The sequence below is a fragment of the Pseudonocardia kongjuensis genome (genome assembly GCF_039526905.1).
GTDB lineage: Bacteria > Actinomycetota > Actinomycetes > Mycobacteriales > Pseudonocardiaceae > Pseudonocardia > Pseudonocardia kongjuensis.
The window spans coordinates 180,340-199,855 of sequence record NZ_BAAAJK010000011.1 but is presented as its reverse complement, the minus strand read 5'-3'; the positions used below and the strand labels follow the sequence as shown (position 1 = coordinate 199,855).

The following is a 19,516-nucleotide window of genomic DNA, read 5'->3' as shown; positions in this document are numbered from 1 at the left end:
CCGCGCCGTGCAACTTTCATCAGGAATGCAATTGCACAGAGGCGGGAGGTCGGGCACCCTGGGAGATGCTGGAAGTGACACACAGCACAGTTCGGAACGTACGACGGCCGGGAGGAACGACCAGCACACACACCGAAGGGGGAGGAACATGATCGGCACATCTTCGATCGGCACGGCACGGGTGGGGTGGCCGCGGGCCGACGCGGGGCGGTGGACACCATGACCGCACTGGTGGTACTGGCCGCGGTCGGGATCGTGGTGCTCGGGATCACCGCGATCGTGATCGGCGTGATCGACTCCAGGCGGGCCGGGGCCCGCAGGCGGATCGCCGCCGAGCGGCGGCTGGCCTGGGAGCGGCGGCAGCGACAGCTGCACGGCGGCCCGTACGAGGTCGACGCCTGGGGTGACGAGGACACCGACTGACGGGTCGGCAGGACGGCGCGCCCGGTGGGGGCCGGCGCGCCGGGGCCGGTCGCGTCCGGGGCGTACCCGGCGGGACCGGCCGTCGTCGTGTCCGGGGGCCGTGCGGGTGCTCTGCGGCTGCGGTGCGACTGCCGTGCAGTTGCTCTGCGGGTGCTAGAGCGCGCGGCGGCCGGCGAGCGCCCGGCCGAGCGTCATCTCGTCGGCGAACTCCAGGTCGCCACCCATCGGCAGCCCGGACGCGAGCCGGGTCACGGTGAGCCCCGGGAAGTCGCGCAACAGCCGGACCAGGTAGGTGGCGGTCGCCTCGCCCTCGGTGTTGGGGTCGGTGGCGATGATGACCTCGGCGATCGCGGTCTCGTCGGACGCGGGGCCGGTGCCGCCGAGCCGGGCGAGCAGCTCCCGGACGCGCAGCGTGTCCGGTCCGATCCCGGCCAGCGGGTCCAGCGCGCCGCCGAGCACGTGGTAGCGCCCCTTGAACTCCCGGGTCCGTTCGACGGCCAGGACGTCCTTGGGTTCCTCGACCACGCACACCAACGTCGGGTCGCGGCGCGCGTCGGCGCAGTACCGGCAGCGGGTGTCCGCCGAGACGTTGCCGCAGACCTCGCAGAACGCGACGCCCTGCTTGACCGTCTGCAGGACCTCCTGGAGCCGGGCGATGTCCGCCGGGTCGGCCGCCAGCAGGTGGAACGCGATCCGCTGGGCGCTCTTCGGGCCGACGCCGGGCAGCCGGCCCAGCTCGTCGATCAGGTCCTGGACCGGCCCCTCGAACACCTCAGGCGCCCGGGAGGCCCAGGCCGCCCATGTCCAGACCGCCGGCGAGCGGGCCCATCTTCTGCTGCTGCAGCTCCTGGGCGCGGCGGACGGCGTCGGCGAGCGCACCGGCGACCAGGTCCTGCAGCGTCTCCACGTCGTCCGGGTCGACCACCTTCGGGTCGATCTTCACCGAGCGCGGCTCGAGGCCGGCGGTCACGGTGACCTCGACGAGGCCGTTGCCGGCCTGGCCGGTCACCTCGGCGGCGGCGAGCTCGGCCTGTGCCTCCTGCAGCTGCTGCTGCATCTTCTGGGCCTGCTGCAGGATCATCTGCATGTCGGGCTGACCGGGTTGCACGCGTACCCCTCGCTGTTGCTCCCGGCTCGCGGTCACGGGGGAATCCCCCGACACGGCCGGCGCGGACGTCTCCGCACACCAGGGTAGCCGTGTCAGGCTCTCCGACCGTGCACGCCCCGATCCGTCCCGTCGCCGTCGTCCTGGCCGCGGTCGCGCTCTGCGCGGCGTGCGCCGGAGCCGCCCCGGCCGCCCCGGTCACCCCGTCCGGCACCCCGGAACCCGTCCCACCCGCGCCGCCGCCGGTGGTCGTGCTCGATCCCGGGCACAACGGCGGCAACGCCGCGGACCCGGCCGCGATCAACCGTCCGGTGCCGGACGGCCGGGGCGGGACGAAGGCCTGCAACACCACCGGGACCGCCACCGACGACGGCTATCCCGAGCACGCCTTCAACTGGGACCTCGCCCAGCGGGTCCGGCAGCGGCTGGAGGCCGCGGGTGTGCGGGTGGTGCTGACCCGGCCGGACGACGACGGCGTCGGCCCCTGCGTCGACGAGCGCGGCGCGGCGGGTGGCCGGGCCGGGGCCGCGGCGGTGGTGTCGCTGCACGCCGACGGGGCGGCGCCGGCCGCGGCCGGGTTCCACGTGGCGCACGCCGATCCGCCGGTGCACGGCACCGGACCGGAGGCGCTGCGGCTCGCCGGCACCCTGCGCGACGCGCTGCGGGCCGGGGGTTTCACCCCGGCCGGCTACATCGGGCAGGACGGGCTGGACGGCCGCCCCGATCTCGCCGGGCTGAACCACTCGACCGTCCCGGCGGCGCTGGTCGAGGCCGGGAACATGCGCAACGCCGCGGAGGCACGGGTGCTGTCGAGCCCGGAGGGCCGGGAGCGGTACGCCGACGCGGTCAGCGCCGGGGTGCTCGGGTACCTCGGGCGCTGACCGGCACCGTCATTTCGGGTCGATCGTGCGCGCGCCCAGGTGGGTGGTGAGGATCTCCAGCGCCGCCGCCTCCGGGTCCCGCCGGACGCCGGGCGTCGCCGCCTCGGCCGCGGCCTCGGCGAGCATCGACTCCTCCACCTCGGCCTCGCTGACCGGCCGGGCCGGGCGGGCCACGCCGCCGGACCGGCCGCCGGTCTCGTTCGGATCGGGCGGGGCGTCGTCCGGGGGCGGCTCGGGCGGCAGCGGGATGTCGGAGTCCGGACCGGCCGGGCGCCGGGCCGGGCGGCCGCCGCGCTGCTGGTCACCGCCCTGTCGGTCACCGCCCTGTCGGTCGCTGCCCTGGTGGTCACCGCCCTGGTGGCCGCCGCCGGGCCGCTGGGACGGGCGCTGCGGGATCGGGCGTTGCGGGCGCTCGGCAGCCGGCCGGTTGCGGGCGGCGGTGGCCTCGCCCTGGTCGCAGCGGACCTGCCACTGCACGCCGAGGACGGCCCGGAGCGCGTCACTGATCACGTCGGTGTTGCGCTGCTCGGAGAGCCGCCTGGCCAGCGGCGGCGCCCCGATCGCGAGCACCAGGGTGTCCCCGTCGACGGCCCGGACGGTCGCGTTGACCAGCAGCGCCTCGGTGCTGCGGCTGCGCTTGCGGACCGCGGCGAGGATCTCCGGCCAGACCCGCCGGACGGCGGTGGCGTCCAGCGAGGCCGCCATCGGGGCGGGCTGCGCGGACGCCGGCGGCGCGGCGTCCGGCGGTGCCCCGTCCCGCGGCGGGGCGGGGGTGGTCGCCGGTGGGGTCGGTGGGGCCTGCTCGGTGGGCCCGTCCGGAGCCGGTTTCGCGGAACGCGCCGCGGGCGGTCCGGCGGCGTCGCCCGGCCCGGCGGCGTCGCCCGCGCCCGGACCGGTGGGGTCGCCCGCGCCCGGACCGGCCTGCCCGGCGCCGGTCGGTTCCGCGGAACGCGCCACCCCCGGGTCGGCGGTCTCCCCCGAACCCGGCCCTGCGGCAACCCCCGCGGCGCGTTCCGCGGAACGCGCGCCGGTGTCCCCCGTGCCCGGCCCGGCCGACCCGGCGCCCGCCGGTCCCGCGGAACGCGCAGCGCCCGGTCCGGCGGTCTCGCCCGTGCCCGGTCCGGCGGGCTCGCCGGTGCCCGGTCCGGCCGACCCGGCACCGGCCGGTTCCGCGGAACGCGCGGCCCCCCGATCGGCGGTCTCCCCCGAACCCGACCCTGCGGCAACCCCCGCGGCGCGTTCCGCGGAACGCGCGCCGGTGTCCCCCGTGCCCGGCCCGGCCGACCCGGCGCCCGCCGGTCCCGCGGAACGCGCAGCGCCCGGTCCGGCGGTCTCGCCCGTGCCCGGCCCCGCTCCGGCCGGTCCCGCGGAACGCGTCGCACCCGGTCCGGCGGTCTCACTGGTGCCACGGCCGGCCGGCCCGGCAGCGGTCGGTTCCGCGGAACGCACGGCGCCCGAGCCCCCGGCATCCCCGGCAGCCGGTTCCGCGGAACGCGCCGCGCCCGATCCGGTGGCCGGCTCCGGTGCGGCGGAACCGGCCGCCGCGGGCCGGGATCCCGCCGCGGGACCCGGCTCGGCGGGCCGCTCGCTGGGCCGCACGAACTGCCGGGCCCGGCCGCCGTCGTCGGCGCCGGGGCCGGCGGGATCGGAGACGATCGCGTTCCGCCGCTCGATCCGCTCCAGCCGTTCCAGCAGGCCGCCGTCGGAGGTGGTCGCCGCGGGCAGCAGCATCCGCGCGCACAGCAGCTCCAGGAGCAGCCGCGGCGCGGTCGCCCCGCGCATCTCGATCAGGCCCTGGTGCAGGATCTCGCCGTAGCGGGTCAGCGTCGCCGGGCCGACCCGGGCCGCCTGGTCCGCCATCCGGGACAGCTCGTCGGCAGCGCCGTCGACCAGGCCCTGCTCGGCGGCGTCGGGCACCGCCTGGACGAGCATCAGGTCGCGGAAGCGCTGCAGCAGGTCCGAGGCGAAGCGGCGCGGATCGTGACCGGCCTCGACCAGCCGGTCCACCGCGCCGTAGACGGCGGCGCCGTCGGCCGCGGCCAGCGCGTCCACCGTGTCGTCGATGAGCCCCGCATCGGTGACGCCGAGCAGCGCGACCGCCCGCTCGTAGGTCACCCCCTGCGGACCGGCGCCCGCCAGGAGCTGGTCGAGCACCGACAGCGTGTCCCGGGCCGAGCCGCCACCGGCCCGGATGACCAGCGGGAACACCGGCGGGGCGACGGTCACCTCCTCCTCGCCGCAGATCCGCTCCAGCAGCGAGCGCATGGTGCCCGGCGGGATCAGCCGGAACGGGTAGTGGTGCGTCCGCGAGCGGATGGTCGGCAGGACCTTCTCCGGCTCGGTGGTGGCGAACACGAACACCAGGTGCTCCGGCGGCTCCTCGACGATCTTGAGGAGCGCGTTGAAACCCTGGTTGGTGACCATGTGCGCCTCGTCGACCACGAACACCCGGTAGCGCGACTCGGCCGGCGCGTAGAACGCGCGGTCGCGCAGCTCCCGGGCATCCTCGACGCCACCGTGCGACGCCGCGTCGAGCTCGACGACGTCGATGTTGCCCGGCCCCTCCGGGGCCAGTGCCACGCACGAGGAGCACTCGCCGCAGGGGTCCGGCGTCGGCCCCTGCACACAGTTCAGCGAGCGCGCCAGGATCCGCGCCGACGACGTCTTCCCGCAGCCGCGCGGGCCGGAGAACAGGTACGCATGGTTGATGCGGCCCGCGGTCAGCGCCGTCGACAGGGGCTCGGTGACGTGCTCCTGCCCCACGACGTCGGCCAGCTTGGCCGGGCGGTACTTGCGGTACAGAGCCAGAGCCACGACCGCGAGGCTACCGAGGGGGTCCGACACTCCTCGAGGCGCGGGACGGGCCGCGACACCGGCCCGGAACATGAGGGGACCCCGCGCACCCGCCAGAGCCTGTTGACCCTTGCTGCCTTCCGGCCCTGGGGGAGTTCACAGGATGGACGCCGCACGGGGTCCACGGACAGTGTGCCACGCCGGGGACCCCGCAGCGCGAGGGGGCGGTGACGGTTCGGGAGAGACGGCAGGTAGCCTTCTCCGCGGAGGATTCGCCTAGTGGCCTAGGGCGCACGCTTGGAAAGCGTGTTGGGAGCAATCCCTCACGGGTTCAAATCCCGTATCCTCCGCCAGCCGCAGCAGGCAGAGCGCCGGGCAGCCCCTCGTGGGCGGCCCGGCGTTCGGCGTTCGGCGCTGTTGCGAGACGGCCCTCGGCCCGTGACCCCGCGCCGCCGGCTCCCACCGGAGACCCCGATCCGGGCGGCCCCGCCCGGCCGTCCGGCACGCGACGTGGCCGGCGCCTCGCGGCGGAGTGGCACCCGGCCGGGCAGGGCCGGCGCCGGTAGCATCGCGCCGCGCCTGGCGCCCTTCGTCGGAGACTCGATTCCCGGGACCGGCACTTCTCCGTCGTGGTGCGACCTGGTGAACTGCGATCCGATCGACGCGGTCGGCACAGGAGGACGAGTGAGCTTCGCCGACCAGGTCCGACGTGCAATTGCCCGCACCGAGGACCTGAACTCACTCCGCTATGCGGACCAGCAGGAGATTCGCGAGGCCTGGAGCAAACTCACAGGCCAGGCGGTCGACGACTCGTTCCACCTGATACCTCCGGTCTACTCGGACCACGGGGTCGGAATTCGGGTCGGCCGGAACGTCTTCATCAATCAGAACTGTCGCTTCAATGATCTCGGCGGCATCGAGATCGGTGACGACGTGATGCTCGGCCCGGGCGTCAGCCTGATCTCCTCCGGCCACCCCGTGAGCCCGGAGGAGCGGCGGACCGGGGTGACCACGGGGGCGATCCGGATCGGACGCAACGTGTGGGTCGGCGCCTCGGCGATGATCATGCAGGGCGTGTGCGTGGGCGACGACGCAGTGGTCGCAGCCGGAGCCGTGGTCACCCGTGACGTGCCTGAGCGGACCGTGGTGGGTGGCGTCCCGGCGCGGGTCATCAAGGTCATCGACTGACGGGTCCGGACGAACGGGGTGCGATCGACGGCGGCGTACGCCGGCCCGGAACGCCCTCCGTACCTGCCGGGCGCACGCACACCGAAGTGCCTTTTGTAGACCCTCCACAACTCACCCATGATGCTGTTACGAACCAGCAGTGAGGTAGGAGAGGGACGATGGTTGATCAGGCACCGCACCCCGGCGGTTCGACGTTCGCGATCGAGTTCTGGTCGGATCTCGGCTGCCCGTGGTGCTACCTGGGGAAGCACCGGCTCCGGACCGCGATCGCCCGGCGCCCGGACGCGGGCCGGTTCGAGATCCGCGTGCGGTCGTTCGAACTGAACCCCGCGGCGTCCCGTGAACCGGAGACGATCGAGCAGGCATTCATCCGCACCCACGGCGGCACCGCCGCCGACGTCCTGCGGGGCGAGCAGCAGATCCAGGCCGTCGCCCGTTCCGAGGGCCTCCCGTTCACCCTGGACCGACTCAGCGCCAACACCTTCGACCTGCACCGCGTGGTGCAGTACGCCACTGATCAGGGACTCGGGTTCGAGTTCTTCTCCGGGGTTCAGGACGGGTTCTTCTCCGGAGACCTCGATCCGTACGCCCCTGCCGCCCTGGCCGCTGCGGCGGAGTCGGCCGGGATCGACGGCCGGCGCGTCCGCGAGATCCTGGCGGGCGACGAGTACGCCGACCGCGTGCGCGCCGACCGGGCCGAGGGCCTGGCGCTGGGCGCGACCGGTGTCCCGTTCGTGGTGATCGACCGCCGGGTCGGCGCTCCGGGAGCCCAGGCGGTGCAGGTCTACGCGCAGCTGCTGGCGCAGGTGGCCGGCCCGGTACCGGTCGAGCGTGCGTCGTGAGCGAACCGCGCGACGGCCTGCACATCGTCGCGGCCCCCGCAGCCGGCTGGTGCGAGCCCGACACCGGGACCTGCCGGATCGACCCCTCCGACGACGGGGCCACCGACCCGGATCCGACGGATCGGTCGGCAGGGCCGGCCTCCGACCCGTCTACGTCGTGACCCGAGCCCTGCCCCGACCGACCCCGGTCCGCTCGCTGGTGGCCCGGTTGGCGGCGATCTCCCGGTGGTGGGCGACCGCCCAACCGGCCATCGCCATCACCGCGTCCATCAGCGACCGGCCCAGGCCGGTCAGCTCGTAGTCCACCCGCGGCGGGACCTGGGCGTACGCGGTCCGGGTCACCAGTCCGTCCCGCTCGAGATGCTTGAGCGTCCGGGTCAGCATCCGCTGCGAGATCCCGGGGATGCTCGCCTGCAGGTCGGAGTAGCGCAGCGGGCCCGTGCTCAGGGTGCTGATGATCAACACCGTCCATTTGTCGCCGATCCGGTCCAGCACCTCCCGGATGAACGCGCCGTCCCCGGGCCACGCCTGACAGGGACCGGCGATCTGTCGTGCTGCCGCCACCTCGACACCTCCATCTCAGCAGGTAACCGCACCAACAGTATGTGACGACGTCCCACGACGACCGACCCGAACAGGAGATCCCGTCATGCCCGTCATCGCCATCGTCGGGGCCGGCCCCGGCCTCGGCCTGTCCATCGCCACCACCTTCGGCAGCCACGGCTTCTCCGTCGCGCTCGTCTCCCGCACCCGGGACAAGCTCGATCAGCTCGCCGACGGGCTGACCCGCAACGGCATCGAGGCGGCCGGGTTCGCCGCCGACGTCATGGATCCGCCGTCGATCGCTGCGGCGTTCGACCGCATCAAGGGCCGCTTCGGCGCCGTCGACGTGCTCGAGTACTCGCCCGCCCCGCACGATCCCGTTCCCGGCCCGGCCGATCCGGATCCGCTCCGGGCAACGCGCGACGATCTCCAGCCCCAGCTGGACTACTACCTCTACGGCGGCATCGCCGCCACCCGGCAGGTCCTCCCCGACATGGTCGAACGCGGCAGCGGGACCGTGATCTACACGACCGGCGGCTCCTCCATGGATCCGCTCGCAGCGCCGACCGAGTTCACCGCGACCGCCATCGGCAGCGGCGCGCTGCGCACCTATGCGCTGAAGCTGCACCAGGCCACCGCCGGTACCGGTGTGTACGTGGCGCACGTCCCGATCTTCACCTGGATCGGCGCCGGCGGGCCCGCGACCCGGGCCGACACCATCGCCCGGCACTACTGGAACCTCTACCGCACCCGGGACGGTGCCGAACATCCCTACGCCGCCCCGTGAGGAGCTCGACGGGCCCGGGCCCGGCCGTCCGCCGCTCAGGAACCTGCCGGCGGTGGGCTGTCGATGGCACTGCGCAGCCCGTCCAGCCAGGCGAGGTGGCCCCGCAGGGCCGCGCGACCGGCCGGGGTGAGGCGCAGCCAGGTCCGTGGTCGGCGACCGACCGAGCCCTTGCGGACCTCGAGGTGACCGGCCTCCTCCAGGGTCCGGCTGTGCTTGGAGACGGCGGAGTCGCTGACCCCGACGAGATCGCGGACGGTGCCGAACTCGACCCAGTCCGCGCCCTGGAGCAGGGCGCACAGCGCCAGCCGGGGGCCGGTCTCGAAGATCGCGTGCCGCTCGCCCGCGGCCGCGTCGCCGGCGCCACCGCTCACGGCGTGACCCGGCCGGCCGCGATGTCGTCGCGCATCCGGGAACGGATCCGGACCTGCCCCAGGAAGACGGCCACGGCGACGACCACCAGCAGGACCAGCGCGGCCGGCCGGAGCCCGTTCGCGACCAGCAGCTGGATACCGACGAGGCCGGCGACGGTGGCGACGAGGACGGCGAGCCACAGCCGCCGGGCACCGGGGTAGGCGCCGATCCGGCGCGGGAGGTGCACCCCGGACCGGCGGCGGCCGATCACCGCGTGGGCGGCCGCGGCCAGGGCCACCACGAGCAGGGCCCACTGGACGCCCGGGAGCCCGCCGGGCAGGTACGACGCCCAGATCGGGATTCCCGCGATCAGCACGAGCGCTATCCCGTAGAGGGCCCAGTAGGTCCGTGGGAGCTCGGCGTGCACGGAGAGCCTGCGGCGCGCCTCGGCGACCTGGTCGAGCTCGGGGGTCCCGGACATGTCGTTCTCCCGTCTGCATCAACTTTCGATATGGAAAGCGTATGCGAGTTCGACAGGACAGGTCAACCGGGCAGGTCACCGCGCACTCGACGGGGCGCGACCGGTCGGGCATGGTGGGTGGCAGCGCGACTGGCGGGACGAGGATGGGGAACCATCGGGAAGCCGGATCGCGGGTGCCGACCGCCTGGGTGCCCGCCGAGGCGGTCCCATGACGATCTCCCCCTCCCCCGCACGCCTGCTGCCCGGCGCACCCGTCGCCGAGGCGGTCCTCGCGTCCGTGACGGCCCGGGCCCGGGTGCTCCGCGAGCGCGGCACCGTCCCCTCGCTCGCGACGATCCTGGTCGGCGACGACGACGCGAGCGCCGGCTACATCCGGATCAAGCAGCGCCGGGCCGCCGCGCTCGGGTTCCGCTCCCCGCACGTGCACCTGCCCGCCGACACCACGCAGCAGCAGCTGCACGACGCGATCCGCGCCCTCAACGACGACCCGGACGTGCACGGCGTCCTCGTCCAGCACCCGCTCCCGGCGCACCTGGACCACGGCGCCGCGCTCGAGATCGTCGCCCCGGACAAGGACGTCGACGGCATGCACCCGGTGAACCTGGGCCGGCTGGCGGCCGGGCTGCCCGCGCCGACGCCGTGCACGCCGGCCGGGATCGAGGCACTGCTCGACCACTACGACATCCCGGTCCGCGGCCGGCACGTCGTCGTCCTCGGCCGGGGCGCGACGCTGGGCCGGCCGCTGTCGATCCTGCTGTCGCAGAAGCGGGAGACCGCCGACGCCGCCGTCACGGTCGTGCACACCGGGGTGCCGGACTGGGGCGCCCACACCCGGGCCGCCGACATCCTGGTCGCCGCCGCCGGGGTGCCGGGGATCGTCCGGCCCGAGCACGTCCGGCCCGGCGGCGTCGTCATCGGCGGTGGGGTGCGCTACGACGGACGACGGCTGCTGCCCGACGTCGACGAGTCCTGCGCCGGGACGGCCGGCGCGATCACCCCGCGGGTCGGCGGGGTCGGACCGACGACGGTCGCGATGCTGTTCCGGAACACGATCGACGCCGCGGAGGCGATGGCCGCCGGAGCGTGAGGCGGCACCCGGATCCGGCCGCGCGGCTCACCCGGCCCGCAACTACAGCAGGCAGAACTCGTTGCCCTCCGGATCCCGCATGACGATCCACTCGGCGGCCTCGCCCTGTCCGATGTCGACGCGCGTCGCACCGCGGGCCTCCAGGAGCTCGACCGCAGCGGCCCGGTCCTGCACGCGGAGATCGAGGTGCAGACGGTTCTTCGTCGTCTTGCCCTCGGCGGCCGGTTCGAAGAAGAGGCTCGGACGCCGTCCGTCCGGCGGACGCACCTCGAGCCCGTCCGGAGCGACCTCCCAGCCGAGGGTCTCGGCCCACCAGCGGGCGCAGGCCCGCGGGTCCCGGGCGTCCACGGTCAGCGCTTCCCAGGAGAAGAACACCGGCGGACGGTAGGGGTCAGGCCTGCGCGTTGCCCAGCCGGATCCCGCTGAACCCGAGCGTGCTCGCCGCGACGGCCGCCCAGAAGTCGCCGATCCGGGGCAGCACCCGCAGCCCGATCCCGGCCGCCTCGTGCAGCGCGAGCAGGTCGCCGACCGGTTCCGGCGGCCCGAGCGGCCGGAACCGTCGCGGTCGCGACGTGCGCGTGCGGCTCCGGCTCCCCGAGCGGCGTGAACGGCTCCGCGGGCAGCCGGTAGGCGAACAGCTCGACGCTCCGGATCCGGTCCAGCCACGCGTACTCGACGGCGTGCACGCGCGAGCCCGCGCCGGGGCCGATGATGTGCGCGGCGTCGGCGGTCGTCGTGCGCGGCGTGGTCCAGGCCATCGCCCGGGGGCACTGTCGCGGGAACCAGTAGGCCGGTGCCCGCTCGGCGTCGACGGCCCACACGTAGGCGGCCGCCTGCCGGGAGGTCCGGGCGACGTGCGGCGCGAACACGGTGATCGTCGGGTCCTCGGAGAAGTGCAGCACCTGTCCGGCGTCGGGACGCATCACCCCATCGTCCCGCAGCCGGGGCCGCGGGTCCCCGGGCTCAGCCGACCTGGTTGACCCGGATCAGGTTCCCGGCCGGGTCGCGGAAGGCGCAGTCGCGCACGCCGTAGTCCTGGTCGATGGGTTCCTGGACGACGTCGGCGCCGGCGGCCTGCAGCCGCTCGAACAGCCCGTCGAGGTCGTCGGTGGCCAGCGTGACGGCGGTGTAGGCGCCCTTCGCGATCAGCTCCAGGATCGTGCTGCGCTCGGCGTCGGTGACCCCGGGATCGGCCGCCGGGGGGTGCAGCACGATCGAGGTGCCGGCCCCGCCGGCCGGGCCGACGGTGATCCAGCGCATGTCCTGGTAGCCGACGTCCTGCCGGATCTCGAAGCCGAGCGTGTCGCGGTAGAAGCCGATGGCGGCGTCGGCGTCGGTGTGCGGGAGGAAGGCGTAGTGGATGCTGAGGCTCATGGCGACGACCCTAGGGACGGTCGTCCGGTCCGGGCTTCTCGATTCCTGACCGGTTCCGGACCGGCCTCGTGACCTGCTTCGCCAGGCACGGCGGGATGCCCTCGGCGGCCTGCGAGTGGTCGCGCCGGTAGACGCTCGGGGACACACCGACCAGCTCGGTGAACCGGGTGCTGAAGGTGCCCAGCGACGACGAGCCCACCGCGAAGCAGACCTCGGTGACGGTCAGGTCCCCGCGGCGCAGCAGCGTCATCGCCCGCTCGATCCGCCGGGTCATCAGGTACGAGTACACCGACTCGCCGTAGACGCGGCGGAACTCGCGGCTCAGGTGACCGACCGACATGTGCGCCCCGCGGGCCAGCGCCTCGACGTTCAGCGGCCGGGCGTACTCCCGGTCGATCCGGTCGCGCACCCGCCGGAGGACGACGATGTCGCGCAGCCGCTGCTCCTCCGTCCGGCCCCCGCCCATGCCGTCATCGTGCCACGGGCGGGACCGCACCCTCCGTGACCGGGACCGGTCACCCGTCCGGCATCTCCCGATCGGGGAGTCCGTCGCCCCGGGTCGCCGAAAACTCCCGTTCCGGTCGCATTCCGGCCGAATCGATTTCACCCCATTCAGCGAGTATCGGAACCGTCGGTAATTCATTAGCTCGATGGGGTTGCGCGCATTGCTTTGCAGGCCAACGGATCGCGATCATTCTCGGCAGTCGGTACGGGCTCCCACCTGTTCGTTGTGCCGACACGGAGGGGCGGGCTCTCGGGCACGGCCACGACACATCAGGAGCAAACTGTGCTGAAGAAGGCTGGAATCGTCGTTGCGGCATCGGCGGCGGCCCTGCTCGCCATCAGCCCGATGGCGTTCGCCTCGGACGGCGGCAGCGAGATCGACAAGGACGCCAAGGGCCTCATCGCGGGTCTGAACGGCAACAACGTCAACGTGCCGGTCCAGGTCTGCAACAACAACGTGCCGGTCAACGTGCTGGGCGTCCAGGTTCCGATCGAGGACGCGGCGGCGGGCAACGGCCTGACCGGTGCCCTCGGCATCCTGGGCGACGCCTCGGCCAAGAGCGGCGACTCGGTCACCGACCAGTCCGACGCCTGCGCCCAGTCCTCCGGGGCCGGCGACAGCATCGGCTGACAGCTGACGAGGTCCGCATCCGCGGACACCAGGACGGGCCCCGGGGCGACCATGCCCCGGGGCCCGTCCTGCGTGGGTTGCCTCGCTGTGGGCGATATCTCGTCGGTGTGACGAATCAGCCGCGGCGGTGTCCCAGCGGTCGGTGGCGGGACCGCACCGCCATGAGGTCCCGCCACCGCCCCGCCCGCCTCGACCCGGTGACGGTGACGACGATGCCCCTGCCCGAGACCACCGCGACCGGCACCTGCCCCACGTACCGGCTGGCCACCGGCGCGTTGTGCGCGACGGCGTTCCACCGGCCGGGTGGACGCCTGGTGGTGTGCTGCCTGGGCGCGGTCGACGGCGCGTCCGCCGCCGCCCTCGGCAGCTTCCTGCGGGAGCTGACCGGGCCGGCCCGCTGCGTGGTGCTGGACCTGTCCGGCGTCGAGCACCTCGGCACCGCCGCGATCGAGACCCTCGTCGCGGTCCGCCGGGACGGCACCCGGGTCCGGATCCGCCGCGGACGGACCCGGGACGTGCACCGGGCGCTGGCCGGTAGCGGCGCGCTGACCGTCCTGGAGGACGGCTGAGCAGGGCCCGGGCCGCTCAGCTGCCCGCCGGCACCGGCCGCCGCGCGCCGCGGTACCGGGCGATCACCCCGTGCCGCGGCCCGAACAGGTAGGCCAGCACGAACGCGACGGCGAGGCTGAGCACGACCGATCCGCCGGTGGAGACGTTCGCGTAGTAGCTGACGTAGCTGCCCACCACCCCGGACAGCACGGCCACCGCGACGGCGACCGCCAGCATCGGCTCCATCCGGTCGGTCAGCAGGTACGCGGTCGCCCCCGGGATGATCAGGACCGCGACGACCAGCACGATCCCCACCGCCTGCAGCGCGACCACGACGGCCAGCGCGAGCAGCCCGAGCAGCAGCGCCTCGACCCGGCGCGGATCGATCCCGATCGCGTGCGCGTGCACCCGGTCGAAGGCGACGAGGGTGAAGTCCCGGTGCCGCAGCAGCACCACCGCGACGGTGACCAGCCCGAGCACGACGATCTGCACGACGTCACCGGTGGAGAGCCCCAGCAGGTTGCCGAACAGGATGTGCGACAGGTCGGTGTCGCTGGGCGTGCGCGAGATCAGCACCAGCCCGAGCGCGAACAGCCCGGTGAACACGACGCCGATCGCGGCGTCCTCCTTGACCCGCGAGGTGCGGCGCACCAGCCCGATCAACCCGACCGCGCCGGCCCCGAAGACGAACGCGCCGACGCCGAACGGGATGCCGACGATGTAGGACAGCACCACCCCGGGCAGCACCGCATGCGACACCGCGTCCCCCATCAGCGACCAGCCGACCAGGGTCAGCCAGCAGGACAGCAGCGCGCCGACCGTGCCCGCCACGACGGCGACCAGCAGCGCCCGCTGCATGAACCCGAACTGCAGCGGCTCCAGCAGCCAGGCGATCATCGGGCCTCCCCCTCGCGGACCGGCGGGATGCCGAACACCCGGCCGAGCACCTCCGGTGTGACGACGGCGGACGGCGGGCCGTCGGCCAGCAGCCGGCCGGCCAGCAGCACCGCCCGGTCGCACAGCGTGTCGACGCCCGCGATGTCGTGCGTGGAGACCAGCACGGTCCGGCCGTCGTCGCGCAGCTCGTGCAGCACCGTCGTCATGGCCTCCTGGGTGCCCCGGTCGACCCCGGCGAACGGCTCGTCGAGCAGCAGCAGCGGGGCGTCCTGGGCGATCGCCCTGGCCAGGAACACGCGCTTGCGCTGCCCGCCGGACAGCCGGCCGATCTGGCGGCCCGCGAGATCGGCCAGCCCGACCCGGGCGAGCGCGTCGTCGACGGCCGCCCGGTCCGCGGCGCGGGCCCGGCGGGCGATCCCCATCCGGCCGAAGCGCCCGGTCAGGACGACCTCGCGGGCGGTGACCGGGAAGTCCGGGTCGATCGCCTCGGCCTGCGGCATGTAGGCGATCGCGGCGGACCGGCGGGCCGACCGGACGTCGCCGCCGAGGATCCGGACGGTGCCCGCGTACGGCCGGAGCAGGCCCATCGTGGCCTTGAACAGGGTGGACTTGCCGGAGCCGTTGGCGCCGAGCAGGCCGCACACGGTGCCCGTGCCGAGCTGCAGGTCGACCGCGTCGAGCGCGGTCACCTCGCCGTAGCGGACCGAGACCCCGCGGACGTCGAGCACCGTCACCGGACACCCCCGGTGAGCCCGTCGGCGATCACCCGGGCGTCGTGCCGGAGCAGCTCCAGGTAGCTGGGCACCGGACCGTCCGGTTCGGACAGCGAGTCCACGTAGAGCGGGCCGGCGAGGCGGGCCCCGGTCTCGGCCGCGACCTGGCGCTGCGCGGAGTCGTTGACGGTGCTCTCGCAGAACACCGCGGGGACGGCGTTGTCCCGGACGAAGCCGATCGTGCTCGCGATCTGGTCCGGGGTGCCCTCGGCGTCGCTGTTCACCGGCCAGAGGTACGCCTCGCGCAGGCCGAGATCGCGGGCCAGGTAGGAGAAGGCGCCCTCGCAGGTCACCAGGGCCCGCTGGGTCTCGGGCAGGGCGCCGAGCTCGGTCCGCAGGTCGTCGCCGACCCGGCGGATCTCGGCGGCGTAGCGCTCGGCGTTCGCGGTGTAGACGTCGCGGCCCGCCGGATCGAGCTCGATCAGCGCGTCCCGGATGTTCTGCACGTACCGCTCCCCCGCCACCGGCGACATCCAGGCGTGCGGGTTCGGCCGGTCGCGGTACTCGCCGGCCACGATCGGCAGCACCTCGACGCCCTCGCTGACGGTCACCGAGGTGGCCTCGGAGCGGTCGACGAACTGCTCGAACCAGCGCTCCAGGCCCAGGCCGTTGTCCAGCACCAGATCCGCCCCGGCCCCGCGGACCAGGTCCCCGGGCACCGGCTCGTAGTCGTGGATCTCCGCGCCCGGCCGGGTGATCGACTCGACCCGGACCCGGTCGCCGCCGACCTCGCGGGCCATGTCGGCGATCACCGTGAAGGTCGCCAGCACCACCGGCCGCGGGTCGTCGTCGGCGGCGCCCGGGGCCGGTCCCTGGCCGCACGCGCCGGCCAGCACCGCCACCGCGAGCAGGACCGCCGCGAGCGCCGGAGTTCGCCGCGGCAGCCAGCGCGAGTTAGGCATGGCGAACACTATGTGGCACGAGCCGCCACACGGCAAGGACAGGAGATTGAGATCAGGTGCGGAGCCCGCCGAGCACGCGATCCAGCTCGTCGAGGCAGGCCAGCCCGGCGGAGACCGAGTACCCGTCCCACCAGGCGAGCGGATCGACCTGCGCCACCCGGCCGGCCCGCACCGCGGGCAGCTGCTCCCACAGCCCGCCGGCGGTGTAGCGCTCGAACGTCGCGTCCGCCTCGTCGACCAGGCCGCCGCCCCCGAGGAAGTAGAGGAGCACGTCGGCGTCGGCGAGCACACCGACCGACTCGTCGCCGATCGGCACGTGCGTCTGCTGCGGCGAGGGCAGGTCGGTGGACGGCGGACGGGTCAGCCCGGCGTCGGCCAGGACCGCGGAGCCGAAGATCTGGCCGCGCACGATCCGCAGCTCGTCGGTGGTGAACCGGAGCAGTGCGACGGTGTACCGGTCGATCACCCCGGTGTGCGCCGACCGCACCTGGTCCAGGCGTTCGGCGTAGGCCGCCAGCCTCCGCTCGATCTCCTCGCCCGCGCCGAGCACGTCGCCGATGGTGCGTACCGCCTGCTGCCAGACGGCGCCGCGCCCGGCGTTCTCGTAGGCGACGGTCGGCGCGATCGCGGCGAGCCGGTCGTAGTGCTCCTCGATCCGCTGGGTGTTGCCGATGATGAGATCCGGGCCCATCGCGACCAGCTGCTCCAGGTTGAGCTGGTTGAACCCGAGCGGGGTGAAGTCCGCCGCCGGCGCCGGCAGGTAGGGCGGCACCGGGGCGGCGCCCTGCAACGTCTCGGAGGCGATCAGCGGCACCCCGGCCTCGAGCGCGACCTGCAGGCCGCCGTTGCTGTCCAGCGACACGATCCGCTGCGGCGCCACCGGCACCTGCGCCGTCCCCAGTGGATGCTCGACCGTCCGGCCGCCGTCCGGGGCGTCACCGGCCGGGGCGGCGGGCGAGCACCCGGCCGCGGCGGCCAGACCGGCGAGCGCGCCGGCGGCGAGGAAGCCGCGCCGGTCCAGAGCGGAGCGCGGACGGGCGGTCACGGTGCGGGGGCGGTCCGGCGCGAGCAGCACGATCCGGACGGTAGAGGCGAGCCCTACTTCCGTCCAGCGAGGTCGGAGGCGGCCCACTTCCGGGCCCGCTCCCCGGCGTCGAGCACCGGGCAGGTCAGGCACATCCCGTGCACGCCGTCGGTGAAGTCCAGGCAGCAGGCGCCGCGGACGCCCCACACCTGGTCGTCGGTGGCGCCGTAGCGGACCAGGGCCGGCACCGAGCGGCGCGGCAGCCCGGCCTCGAACAGGTGCCCGGCCAGCGTCTCGGCCCGCCGCCAGGCGGGTGCGCGCTCCCGGCCGAGCTGACGGGCCACGTTCATCATCCCGAAGTGGAGCATGTCGACGACGTAGCTCCACAGTGTCCGCGAGCCCACCCGGGTCCGCTCCCCCAGCAGCCCGACGAGCGGGGCGAGGGTGCCGACGAACGCGGGGGCCAGCTCGCGATCGGCGGCCGGGGCGCCGTCCACCACCAGGACCCGCCCGGTGACGGCGCCGGACTCGACCCGGCAGAGGTAGCGCTGCGGCGACGGCGCAGGGGCGGTCCCGGACAGGTACACCGAGCCCGCCGTCGCGAAGACCAGCTCGCGGACCAGGTCGCGCAGGGTGTGCACGGCGCGCGGGCCGGGCGGTGCGTCGCGGCGGGCGTCGAGCAGCCGGTCCAGGATCGGGTCGCCGGGATCGGCGATCCGGGCCAGCGGGACCCAGCCGGGGCCGGTGGGCGGCGCGGTCGCGAACCCGGGGAGCGGGGCGAACGCCAGCGGCGCGCAGCGCTCGCGGAGCTCGGCCATCGGTCCGCCGGGGCCGGTGTCGGTCATGGCACCAGGGTCGCACGAACCCGCGTCCCGGCCGGCCCGGTCCGATCGGTCACCATCGGGTCCCCCGGGCGGGCCGGTCCGGCATGCTGGGTCCCGGACCGCCGCACGGCGGCACCCCGGACGAGACGCGCCGTACCCGGACCGCCAAGACGACGCACCCTTCGGGAGGACGTGCGTCATGGCGTGGATCTACCTGGTGGTCTCGGGTGTGCTGGAGACGGTGTGGGCGGCGGCGCTGTCGCAGAGCCGGGGTTTCTCCCGGCTCGGGCCGTCGCTGCTGTTCGGCGGCGCGCTGTTCCTGAGCATGGGCGGTCTGGCGCTGGCCCTGCGGGAGCTGCCGGTCGGGACCGCGTACGCGGTGTGGGTCGGGATCGGTGCGGTCGGCACCGCGATCTACGGGATGGTGGCGCTCGGCGAGCCCGCGACGACGGCGCGGCTGCTGTGCCTGCTGGCGATCGTCGCCGGCGTGGTGGGCCTGAAGGTCCTGCACTGAAGGACCGGCCCAGAAGGATCAGGACTGAAGGATCAGTACTGAAGGATCAGGACTGAAGGATCAGGACTGACGGACCGGCCCTGCGGGACCGGGCGGCCCGGGAACGACGGCGGGGCCGCACCCCGTGTGGGATGCGGCCCCGCCGACCGGGGAGCCCCTTTACTCGAAGGGTCCGTTCTTGATGAGCCCGCCGACCGGCCCCTCGACGTAGCCGGCGTTCAGCGGCGGGAGCTCGGTCTCGGTCCCGCTGACGCCGTCCGGGCGGTTGCTCGGCAGGTAGCTGTCCGCGGCGTCGACGAAGCCGAACTGCGCGGTGTCGACCAGCGAGCCGACGGCGTCGATCGCCTGGGTCGGGCTCTGGGTGCTCGGGAAGCCGGTGGTGGCGTCCTCCGCGCCCTCGTCGGCCGCGGCGATCCCGGCGAGCGGGAAGGCCACGGCGCCCAGGGCGCCGACGGCGATCAGCGAGCGTCGCATCCGGTTCTTCATCGAATCCGTCCTTCGTCTGGGGAGCGAGCAGGCCGTCACTCTAACGGCCTAGTGGCGTGCGGCGTATGGACCACGCCGCACGACGATCACATGTTGTCCGCGCCGGTCTTGATGGCCTCGCGGATCCGGTTGTAGGTCCCGCAGCGGCAGATGTTGCGGATCTCGTCCAGGGCCGCGTCGTCGATCTTGCGCCCCTCCTCCTTGCACCGCCGCACCAGCGACACCGCAGCCATGATCTGACCCGGCTGGCAGTACCCGCACTGCGCCACGTCGTTGTCGATCCACGCCTGCTGCATCGGGTGCAGCTCGTCACCGTCGGCCAGACCCTCGATCGTCGTGACCTCGTCGGACTCCGACAGCGCACCGACCGGCACCGCGCAGGGGTTGAACGCCTTGCCGTTCACGTGCGACGTGCACGCCTTGCAGACGTTGATGCCGCAGCCGTACTTCGGCCCGGTGACGCCGAGGACGTCGCGGAGCACCCAGAGCAGGCGGACGTCGTCCTCGACCTCGACCGAGACGCGCTCGCCGTTGAGCGTGAAGGTGTGTGTGGGCAT

Annotated in this window: 26 protein-coding genes, 1 tRNA gene, 1 other RNA gene, 2 pseudogenes and 1 riboswitch; of the genes and pseudogenes, 10 read left to right on the top strand and 20 right to left on the bottom strand. The window is 74.3% G+C overall.

All coding sequences use genetic code 11. The features are described 5' to 3' along the window. Nucleotides 1–219: 219 nt before the first annotated feature. Complete coding sequence (locus ABD160_RS16200; protein WP_344023205.1) at nucleotides 220–423, top strand: hypothetical protein; 204 nt, start codon at nucleotides 220–222, stop codon at nucleotides 421–423. Nucleotides 424–576: 153 nt separating this feature from the next. Here ABD160_RS16200 and recR read toward each other — a convergent pair whose 3' ends face one another. Next, entirely contained in the window at nucleotides 577–1,194 is a 618-nt protein-coding gene (recR, locus tag ABD160_RS16195; RefSeq protein ID WP_344023203.1) for a recombination mediator RecR, read from the bottom strand. 1 nt (nucleotide 1,195) lies between these two features. Continuing rightward, complete coding sequence (locus ABD160_RS16190) at nucleotides 1,196–1,510, bottom strand: YbaB/EbfC family nucleoid-associated protein (protein WP_344023306.1); 315 nt, start codon at nucleotides 1,508–1,510, stop codon at nucleotides 1,196–1,198. A 128-nt stretch (nucleotides 1,511–1,638) separates the two neighbouring features. Here ABD160_RS16190 and ABD160_RS16185 point away from each other — a divergent pair, with 128 nt between their 5' ends. After that, nucleotides 1,639–2,409 carry an N-acetylmuramoyl-L-alanine amidase gene (locus ABD160_RS16185; RefSeq protein ID WP_344023202.1) on the top strand — a complete coding sequence of 257 codons (771 nt, stop codon included), beginning with the start codon at nucleotides 1,639–1,641 and terminating at the stop codon, nucleotides 2,407–2,409. Between the two features lie 9 nt (nucleotides 2,410–2,418). Here ABD160_RS16185 and ABD160_RS16180 read toward each other — a convergent pair whose 3' ends face one another. From ABD160_RS16180 to ffs, 3 genes and pseudogenes are all read right to left on the bottom strand, one after another. After that, nucleotides 2,419–3,114, bottom strand: coding sequence for a hypothetical protein (locus ABD160_RS16180; RefSeq protein WP_344023304.1), 696 nt, complete (start codon nucleotides 3,112–3,114; stop codon nucleotides 2,419–2,421). A 489-nt stretch (nucleotides 3,115–3,603) separates the two neighbouring features. Beyond that, nucleotides 3,604–5,223 (bottom strand): annotated as a pseudogene (locus ABD160_RS16175) (DNA polymerase III subunit gamma and tau); the annotation flags it as partial. A gap of 70 nt (nucleotides 5,224–5,293) precedes the next feature. Then, nucleotides 5,294–5,388: signal recognition particle sRNA small type (ffs, locus tag ABD160_RS16170), an RNA gene on the bottom strand. A 79-nt stretch (nucleotides 5,389–5,467) separates the two neighbouring features. Between ffs and ABD160_RS16165 the strand changes: the two genes are divergently transcribed. The 3 genes from ABD160_RS16165 to ABD160_RS16155 all read left to right on the top strand — a co-directional run bounded on the left by ABD160_RS16165 (nucleotide 5,468) and on the right by ABD160_RS16155 (nucleotide 7,232). Beyond that, nucleotides 5,468–5,555, top strand: a tRNA-Ser gene (locus ABD160_RS16165). Between the two features lie 331 nt (nucleotides 5,556–5,886). Continuing rightward, nucleotides 5,887–6,390, top strand: coding sequence for a DapH/DapD/GlmU-related protein (locus tag ABD160_RS16160; protein WP_344023200.1), 504 nt, complete (start codon nucleotides 5,887–5,889; stop codon nucleotides 6,388–6,390). 158 nt (nucleotides 6,391–6,548) lie between these two features. Next, complete coding sequence (locus ABD160_RS16155) at nucleotides 6,549–7,232, top strand: DsbA family oxidoreductase (protein WP_344023198.1); 684 nt, start codon at nucleotides 6,549–6,551, stop codon at nucleotides 7,230–7,232. Nucleotides 7,233–7,382: 150 nt separating this feature from the next. Here the strand turns inward: ABD160_RS16155 and ABD160_RS16150 are convergent, their stop codons facing one another. Further along, nucleotides 7,383–7,796, bottom strand: a complete 414-nt coding sequence (locus ABD160_RS16150; protein WP_344023196.1) for a winged helix-turn-helix transcriptional regulator — start codon at nucleotides 7,794–7,796, stop codon at nucleotides 7,383–7,385. 85 nt (nucleotides 7,797–7,881) lie between these two features. On the opposite strand from ABD160_RS16150, the gene ABD160_RS16145 reads away from it, so the two are divergent. Next, nucleotides 7,882–8,562: an SDR family NAD(P)-dependent oxidoreductase gene (locus ABD160_RS16145; RefSeq protein ID WP_344023194.1), complete on the top strand. Its 681-nt coding sequence runs from the start codon at nucleotides 7,882–7,884 to the stop codon at nucleotides 8,560–8,562. 35 nt (nucleotides 8,563–8,597) lie between these two features. On the opposite strand, the gene ABD160_RS16140 is transcribed toward ABD160_RS16145, so the two are convergent. Together ABD160_RS16140 and ABD160_RS16135 are read right to left on the bottom strand one after the other, a co-directional pair. Then, nucleotides 8,598–8,933 carry a winged helix-turn-helix domain-containing protein gene (locus ABD160_RS16140; RefSeq protein ID WP_344023192.1) on the bottom strand — a complete coding sequence of 112 codons (336 nt, stop codon included), beginning with the start codon at nucleotides 8,931–8,933 and terminating at the stop codon, nucleotides 8,598–8,600. Next, nucleotides 8,930–9,394, bottom strand: coding sequence for a hypothetical protein (locus ABD160_RS16135; RefSeq protein ID WP_344023190.1), 465 nt, complete (start codon nucleotides 9,392–9,394; stop codon nucleotides 8,930–8,932). Before ABD160_RS16135 ends, ABD160_RS16140 begins: the two co-directional genes overlap by 4 nt. Nucleotides 9,395–9,602: 208 nt before the next feature. On the opposite strand from ABD160_RS16135, the gene ABD160_RS16130 reads away from it, so the two are divergent. Continuing rightward, a complete protein-coding gene (locus ABD160_RS16130) occupies nucleotides 9,603–10,481 on the top strand; it encodes a bifunctional 5,10-methylenetetrahydrofolate dehydrogenase/5,10-methenyltetrahydrofolate cyclohydrolase (protein ID WP_344023188.1) in 879 nt (292 codons plus the stop codon). A 42-nt stretch (nucleotides 10,482–10,523) separates the two neighbouring features. Here ABD160_RS16130 and ABD160_RS16125 read toward each other — a convergent pair whose 3' ends face one another. The 5 genes and pseudogenes from ABD160_RS16125 to ABD160_RS16105 all read right to left on the bottom strand — a co-directional run bounded on the left by ABD160_RS16125 (nucleotide 10,524) and on the right by ABD160_RS16105 (nucleotide 12,321). Next, entirely contained in the window at nucleotides 10,524–10,856 is a 333-nt protein-coding gene (locus tag ABD160_RS16125) for a VOC family protein (RefSeq protein WP_344023186.1), read from the bottom strand. A gap of 16 nt (nucleotides 10,857–10,872) precedes the next feature. Then, complete coding sequence (locus ABD160_RS16120; RefSeq protein ID WP_344023302.1) at nucleotides 10,873–10,992, bottom strand: DUF6886 family protein; 120 nt, start codon at nucleotides 10,990–10,992, stop codon at nucleotides 10,873–10,875. Between the two features lie 109 nt (nucleotides 10,993–11,101). Continuing rightward, nucleotides 11,102–11,404: pseudogene (locus ABD160_RS16115) on the bottom strand (DUF6886 family protein); the annotation flags it as partial. A gap of 40 nt (nucleotides 11,405–11,444) precedes the next feature. Continuing rightward, on the bottom strand, nucleotides 11,445–11,855 hold the full coding sequence (locus ABD160_RS16110) for a VOC family protein (RefSeq protein ID WP_344023184.1): 411 nt from the start codon (nucleotides 11,853–11,855) through the stop codon (nucleotides 11,445–11,447). A gap of 10 nt (nucleotides 11,856–11,865) precedes the next feature. Beyond that, a complete protein-coding gene (locus ABD160_RS16105; protein WP_344023182.1) occupies nucleotides 11,866–12,321 on the bottom strand; it encodes a helix-turn-helix transcriptional regulator in 456 nt (151 codons plus the stop codon). 321 nt (nucleotides 12,322–12,642) lie between these two features. Here ABD160_RS16105 and ABD160_RS16100 point away from each other — a divergent pair, with 321 nt between their 5' ends. Beyond that, on the top strand, nucleotides 12,643–12,990 hold the full coding sequence (locus tag ABD160_RS16100; RefSeq protein ID WP_344023180.1) for a hypothetical protein: 348 nt from the start codon (nucleotides 12,643–12,645) through the stop codon (nucleotides 12,988–12,990). Nucleotides 12,991–13,202: 212 nt separating this feature from the next. Beyond that, the gene (locus ABD160_RS16095) at nucleotides 13,203–13,559 is read left to right on the top strand and encodes an STAS domain-containing protein (RefSeq protein ID WP_344023178.1); all 357 of its coding nucleotides are present in this window, start codon (nucleotides 13,203–13,205) and stop codon (nucleotides 13,557–13,559) included. A gap of 16 nt (nucleotides 13,560–13,575) precedes the next feature. Here the strand turns inward: ABD160_RS16095 and ABD160_RS16090 are convergent, their stop codons facing one another. Genes ABD160_RS16090 through ABD160_RS16070 form a run of 5 tightly spaced genes read right to left on the bottom strand, consistent with a single transcriptional unit; the run spans nucleotide 13,576 to nucleotide 17,980 of the window. Further along, on the bottom strand, nucleotides 13,576–14,436 hold the full coding sequence (locus ABD160_RS16090) for a metal ABC transporter permease (RefSeq protein ID WP_344023176.1): 861 nt from the start codon (nucleotides 14,434–14,436) through the stop codon (nucleotides 13,576–13,578). Further along, entirely contained in the window at nucleotides 14,433–15,170 is a 738-nt protein-coding gene (locus ABD160_RS16085; RefSeq protein ID WP_344023174.1) for a metal ABC transporter ATP-binding protein, read from the bottom strand. Before ABD160_RS16085 ends, ABD160_RS16090 begins: the two co-directional genes overlap by 4 nt. Beyond that, complete coding sequence (locus tag ABD160_RS16080) at nucleotides 15,167–16,111, bottom strand: metal ABC transporter substrate-binding protein (RefSeq protein WP_344023172.1); 945 nt, start codon at nucleotides 16,109–16,111, stop codon at nucleotides 15,167–15,169. The genes ABD160_RS16085 and ABD160_RS16080 overlap by 4 nt, the downstream gene beginning before the upstream one ends. Nucleotides 16,112–16,163: 52 nt before the next feature. Further along, nucleotides 16,164–17,186 (bottom strand): iron-siderophore ABC transporter substrate-binding protein, encoded by a 1,023-nt coding sequence (locus ABD160_RS16075; RefSeq protein ID WP_344023170.1) that lies wholly within the window; start codon nucleotides 17,184–17,186, stop codon nucleotides 16,164–16,166. A gap of 23 nt (nucleotides 17,187–17,209) precedes the next feature. Next, nucleotides 17,210–17,980 (bottom strand): hypothetical protein, encoded by a 771-nt coding sequence (locus ABD160_RS16070; RefSeq protein ID WP_344023168.1) that lies wholly within the window; start codon nucleotides 17,978–17,980, stop codon nucleotides 17,210–17,212. Between the two features lie 95 nt (nucleotides 17,981–18,075). After that, nucleotides 18,076–18,139, top strand: a riboswitch (guanidine-III (ykkC-III) riboswitch). A gap of 19 nt (nucleotides 18,140–18,158) precedes the next feature. Here ABD160_RS16070 and ABD160_RS16065 point away from each other — a divergent pair. Next, nucleotides 18,159–18,473: a DMT family transporter gene (locus ABD160_RS16065; RefSeq protein WP_344023166.1), complete on the top strand. Its 315-nt coding sequence runs from the start codon at nucleotides 18,159–18,161 to the stop codon at nucleotides 18,471–18,473. Between the two features lie 159 nt (nucleotides 18,474–18,632). Here the strand turns inward: ABD160_RS16065 and ABD160_RS16060 are convergent, their stop codons facing one another. After that, nucleotides 18,633–18,959 (bottom strand): hypothetical protein, encoded by a 327-nt coding sequence (locus ABD160_RS16060; protein WP_344023163.1) that lies wholly within the window; start codon nucleotides 18,957–18,959, stop codon nucleotides 18,633–18,635. 86 nt (nucleotides 18,960–19,045) lie between these two features. Then, nucleotides 19,046–19,516: a (2Fe-2S)-binding protein gene (locus ABD160_RS16055; protein WP_344023161.1), complete on the bottom strand. Its 471-nt coding sequence runs from the start codon at nucleotides 19,514–19,516 to the stop codon at nucleotides 19,046–19,048.

Excerpts from the sequence above, each read along its gene's own strand:
- ABD160_RS16200 (WP_344023205.1), top strand. The coding sequence starts at position 220 with ATGACCGCACTGGTGGTACTGGCCGCGGTCGGGATCGTGGTGCTCGGG.
- ABD160_RS16190 (WP_344023306.1), bottom strand. The coding sequence starts at position 1,510 with ATGCAGATGATCCTGCAGCAGGCCCAGAAGATGCAGCAGCAGCTGCAG.
- ABD160_RS16180 (WP_344023304.1), bottom strand. The coding sequence starts at position 3,114 with ATGGCGGCCTCGCTGGACGCCACCGCCGTCCGGCGGGTCTGGCCGGAG.
- ABD160_RS16155 (WP_344023198.1), top strand. The coding sequence starts at position 6,549 with ATGGTTGATCAGGCACCGCACCCCGGCGGTTCGACGTTCGCGATCGAG.
- ABD160_RS16145 (WP_344023194.1), top strand. The coding sequence starts at position 7,882 with ATGCCCGTCATCGCCATCGTCGGGGCCGGCCCCGGCCTCGGCCTGTCC.
- ABD160_RS16135 (WP_344023190.1), bottom strand. The coding sequence starts at position 9,394 with ATGTCCGGGACCCCCGAGCTCGACCAGGTCGCCGAGGCGCGCCGCAGG.
- ABD160_RS16130 (WP_344023188.1), top strand. The coding sequence starts at position 9,603 with ATGACGATCTCCCCCTCCCCCGCACGCCTGCTGCCCGGCGCACCCGTC.
- ABD160_RS16110 (WP_344023184.1), bottom strand. The coding sequence starts at position 11,855 with ATGAGCCTCAGCATCCACTACGCCTTCCTCCCGCACACCGACGCCGAC.
- ABD160_RS16105 (WP_344023182.1), bottom strand. The coding sequence starts at position 12,321 with ATGGGCGGGGGCCGGACGGAGGAGCAGCGGCTGCGCGACATCGTCGTC.
- ABD160_RS16095 (WP_344023178.1), top strand. The coding sequence starts at position 13,203 with ATGCCCCTGCCCGAGACCACCGCGACCGGCACCTGCCCCACGTACCGG.
- ABD160_RS16090 (WP_344023176.1), bottom strand. The coding sequence starts at position 14,436 with ATGATCGCCTGGCTGCTGGAGCCGCTGCAGTTCGGGTTCATGCAGCGG.
- ABD160_RS16080 (WP_344023172.1), bottom strand. The coding sequence starts at position 16,111 with ATGCCTAACTCGCGCTGGCTGCCGCGGCGAACTCCGGCGCTCGCGGCG.
- ABD160_RS16070 (WP_344023168.1), bottom strand. The coding sequence starts at position 17,980 with ATGACCGACACCGGCCCCGGCGGACCGATGGCCGAGCTCCGCGAGCGC.
- ABD160_RS16065 (WP_344023166.1), top strand. The coding sequence starts at position 18,159 with ATGGCGTGGATCTACCTGGTGGTCTCGGGTGTGCTGGAGACGGTGTGG.
- ABD160_RS16060 (WP_344023163.1), bottom strand. The coding sequence starts at position 18,959 with ATGAAGAACCGGATGCGACGCTCGCTGATCGCCGTCGGCGCCCTGGGC.
- ABD160_RS16055 (WP_344023161.1), bottom strand. The coding sequence starts at position 19,516 with ATGCCCACACACACCTTCACGCTCAACGGCGAGCGCGTCTCGGTCGAG.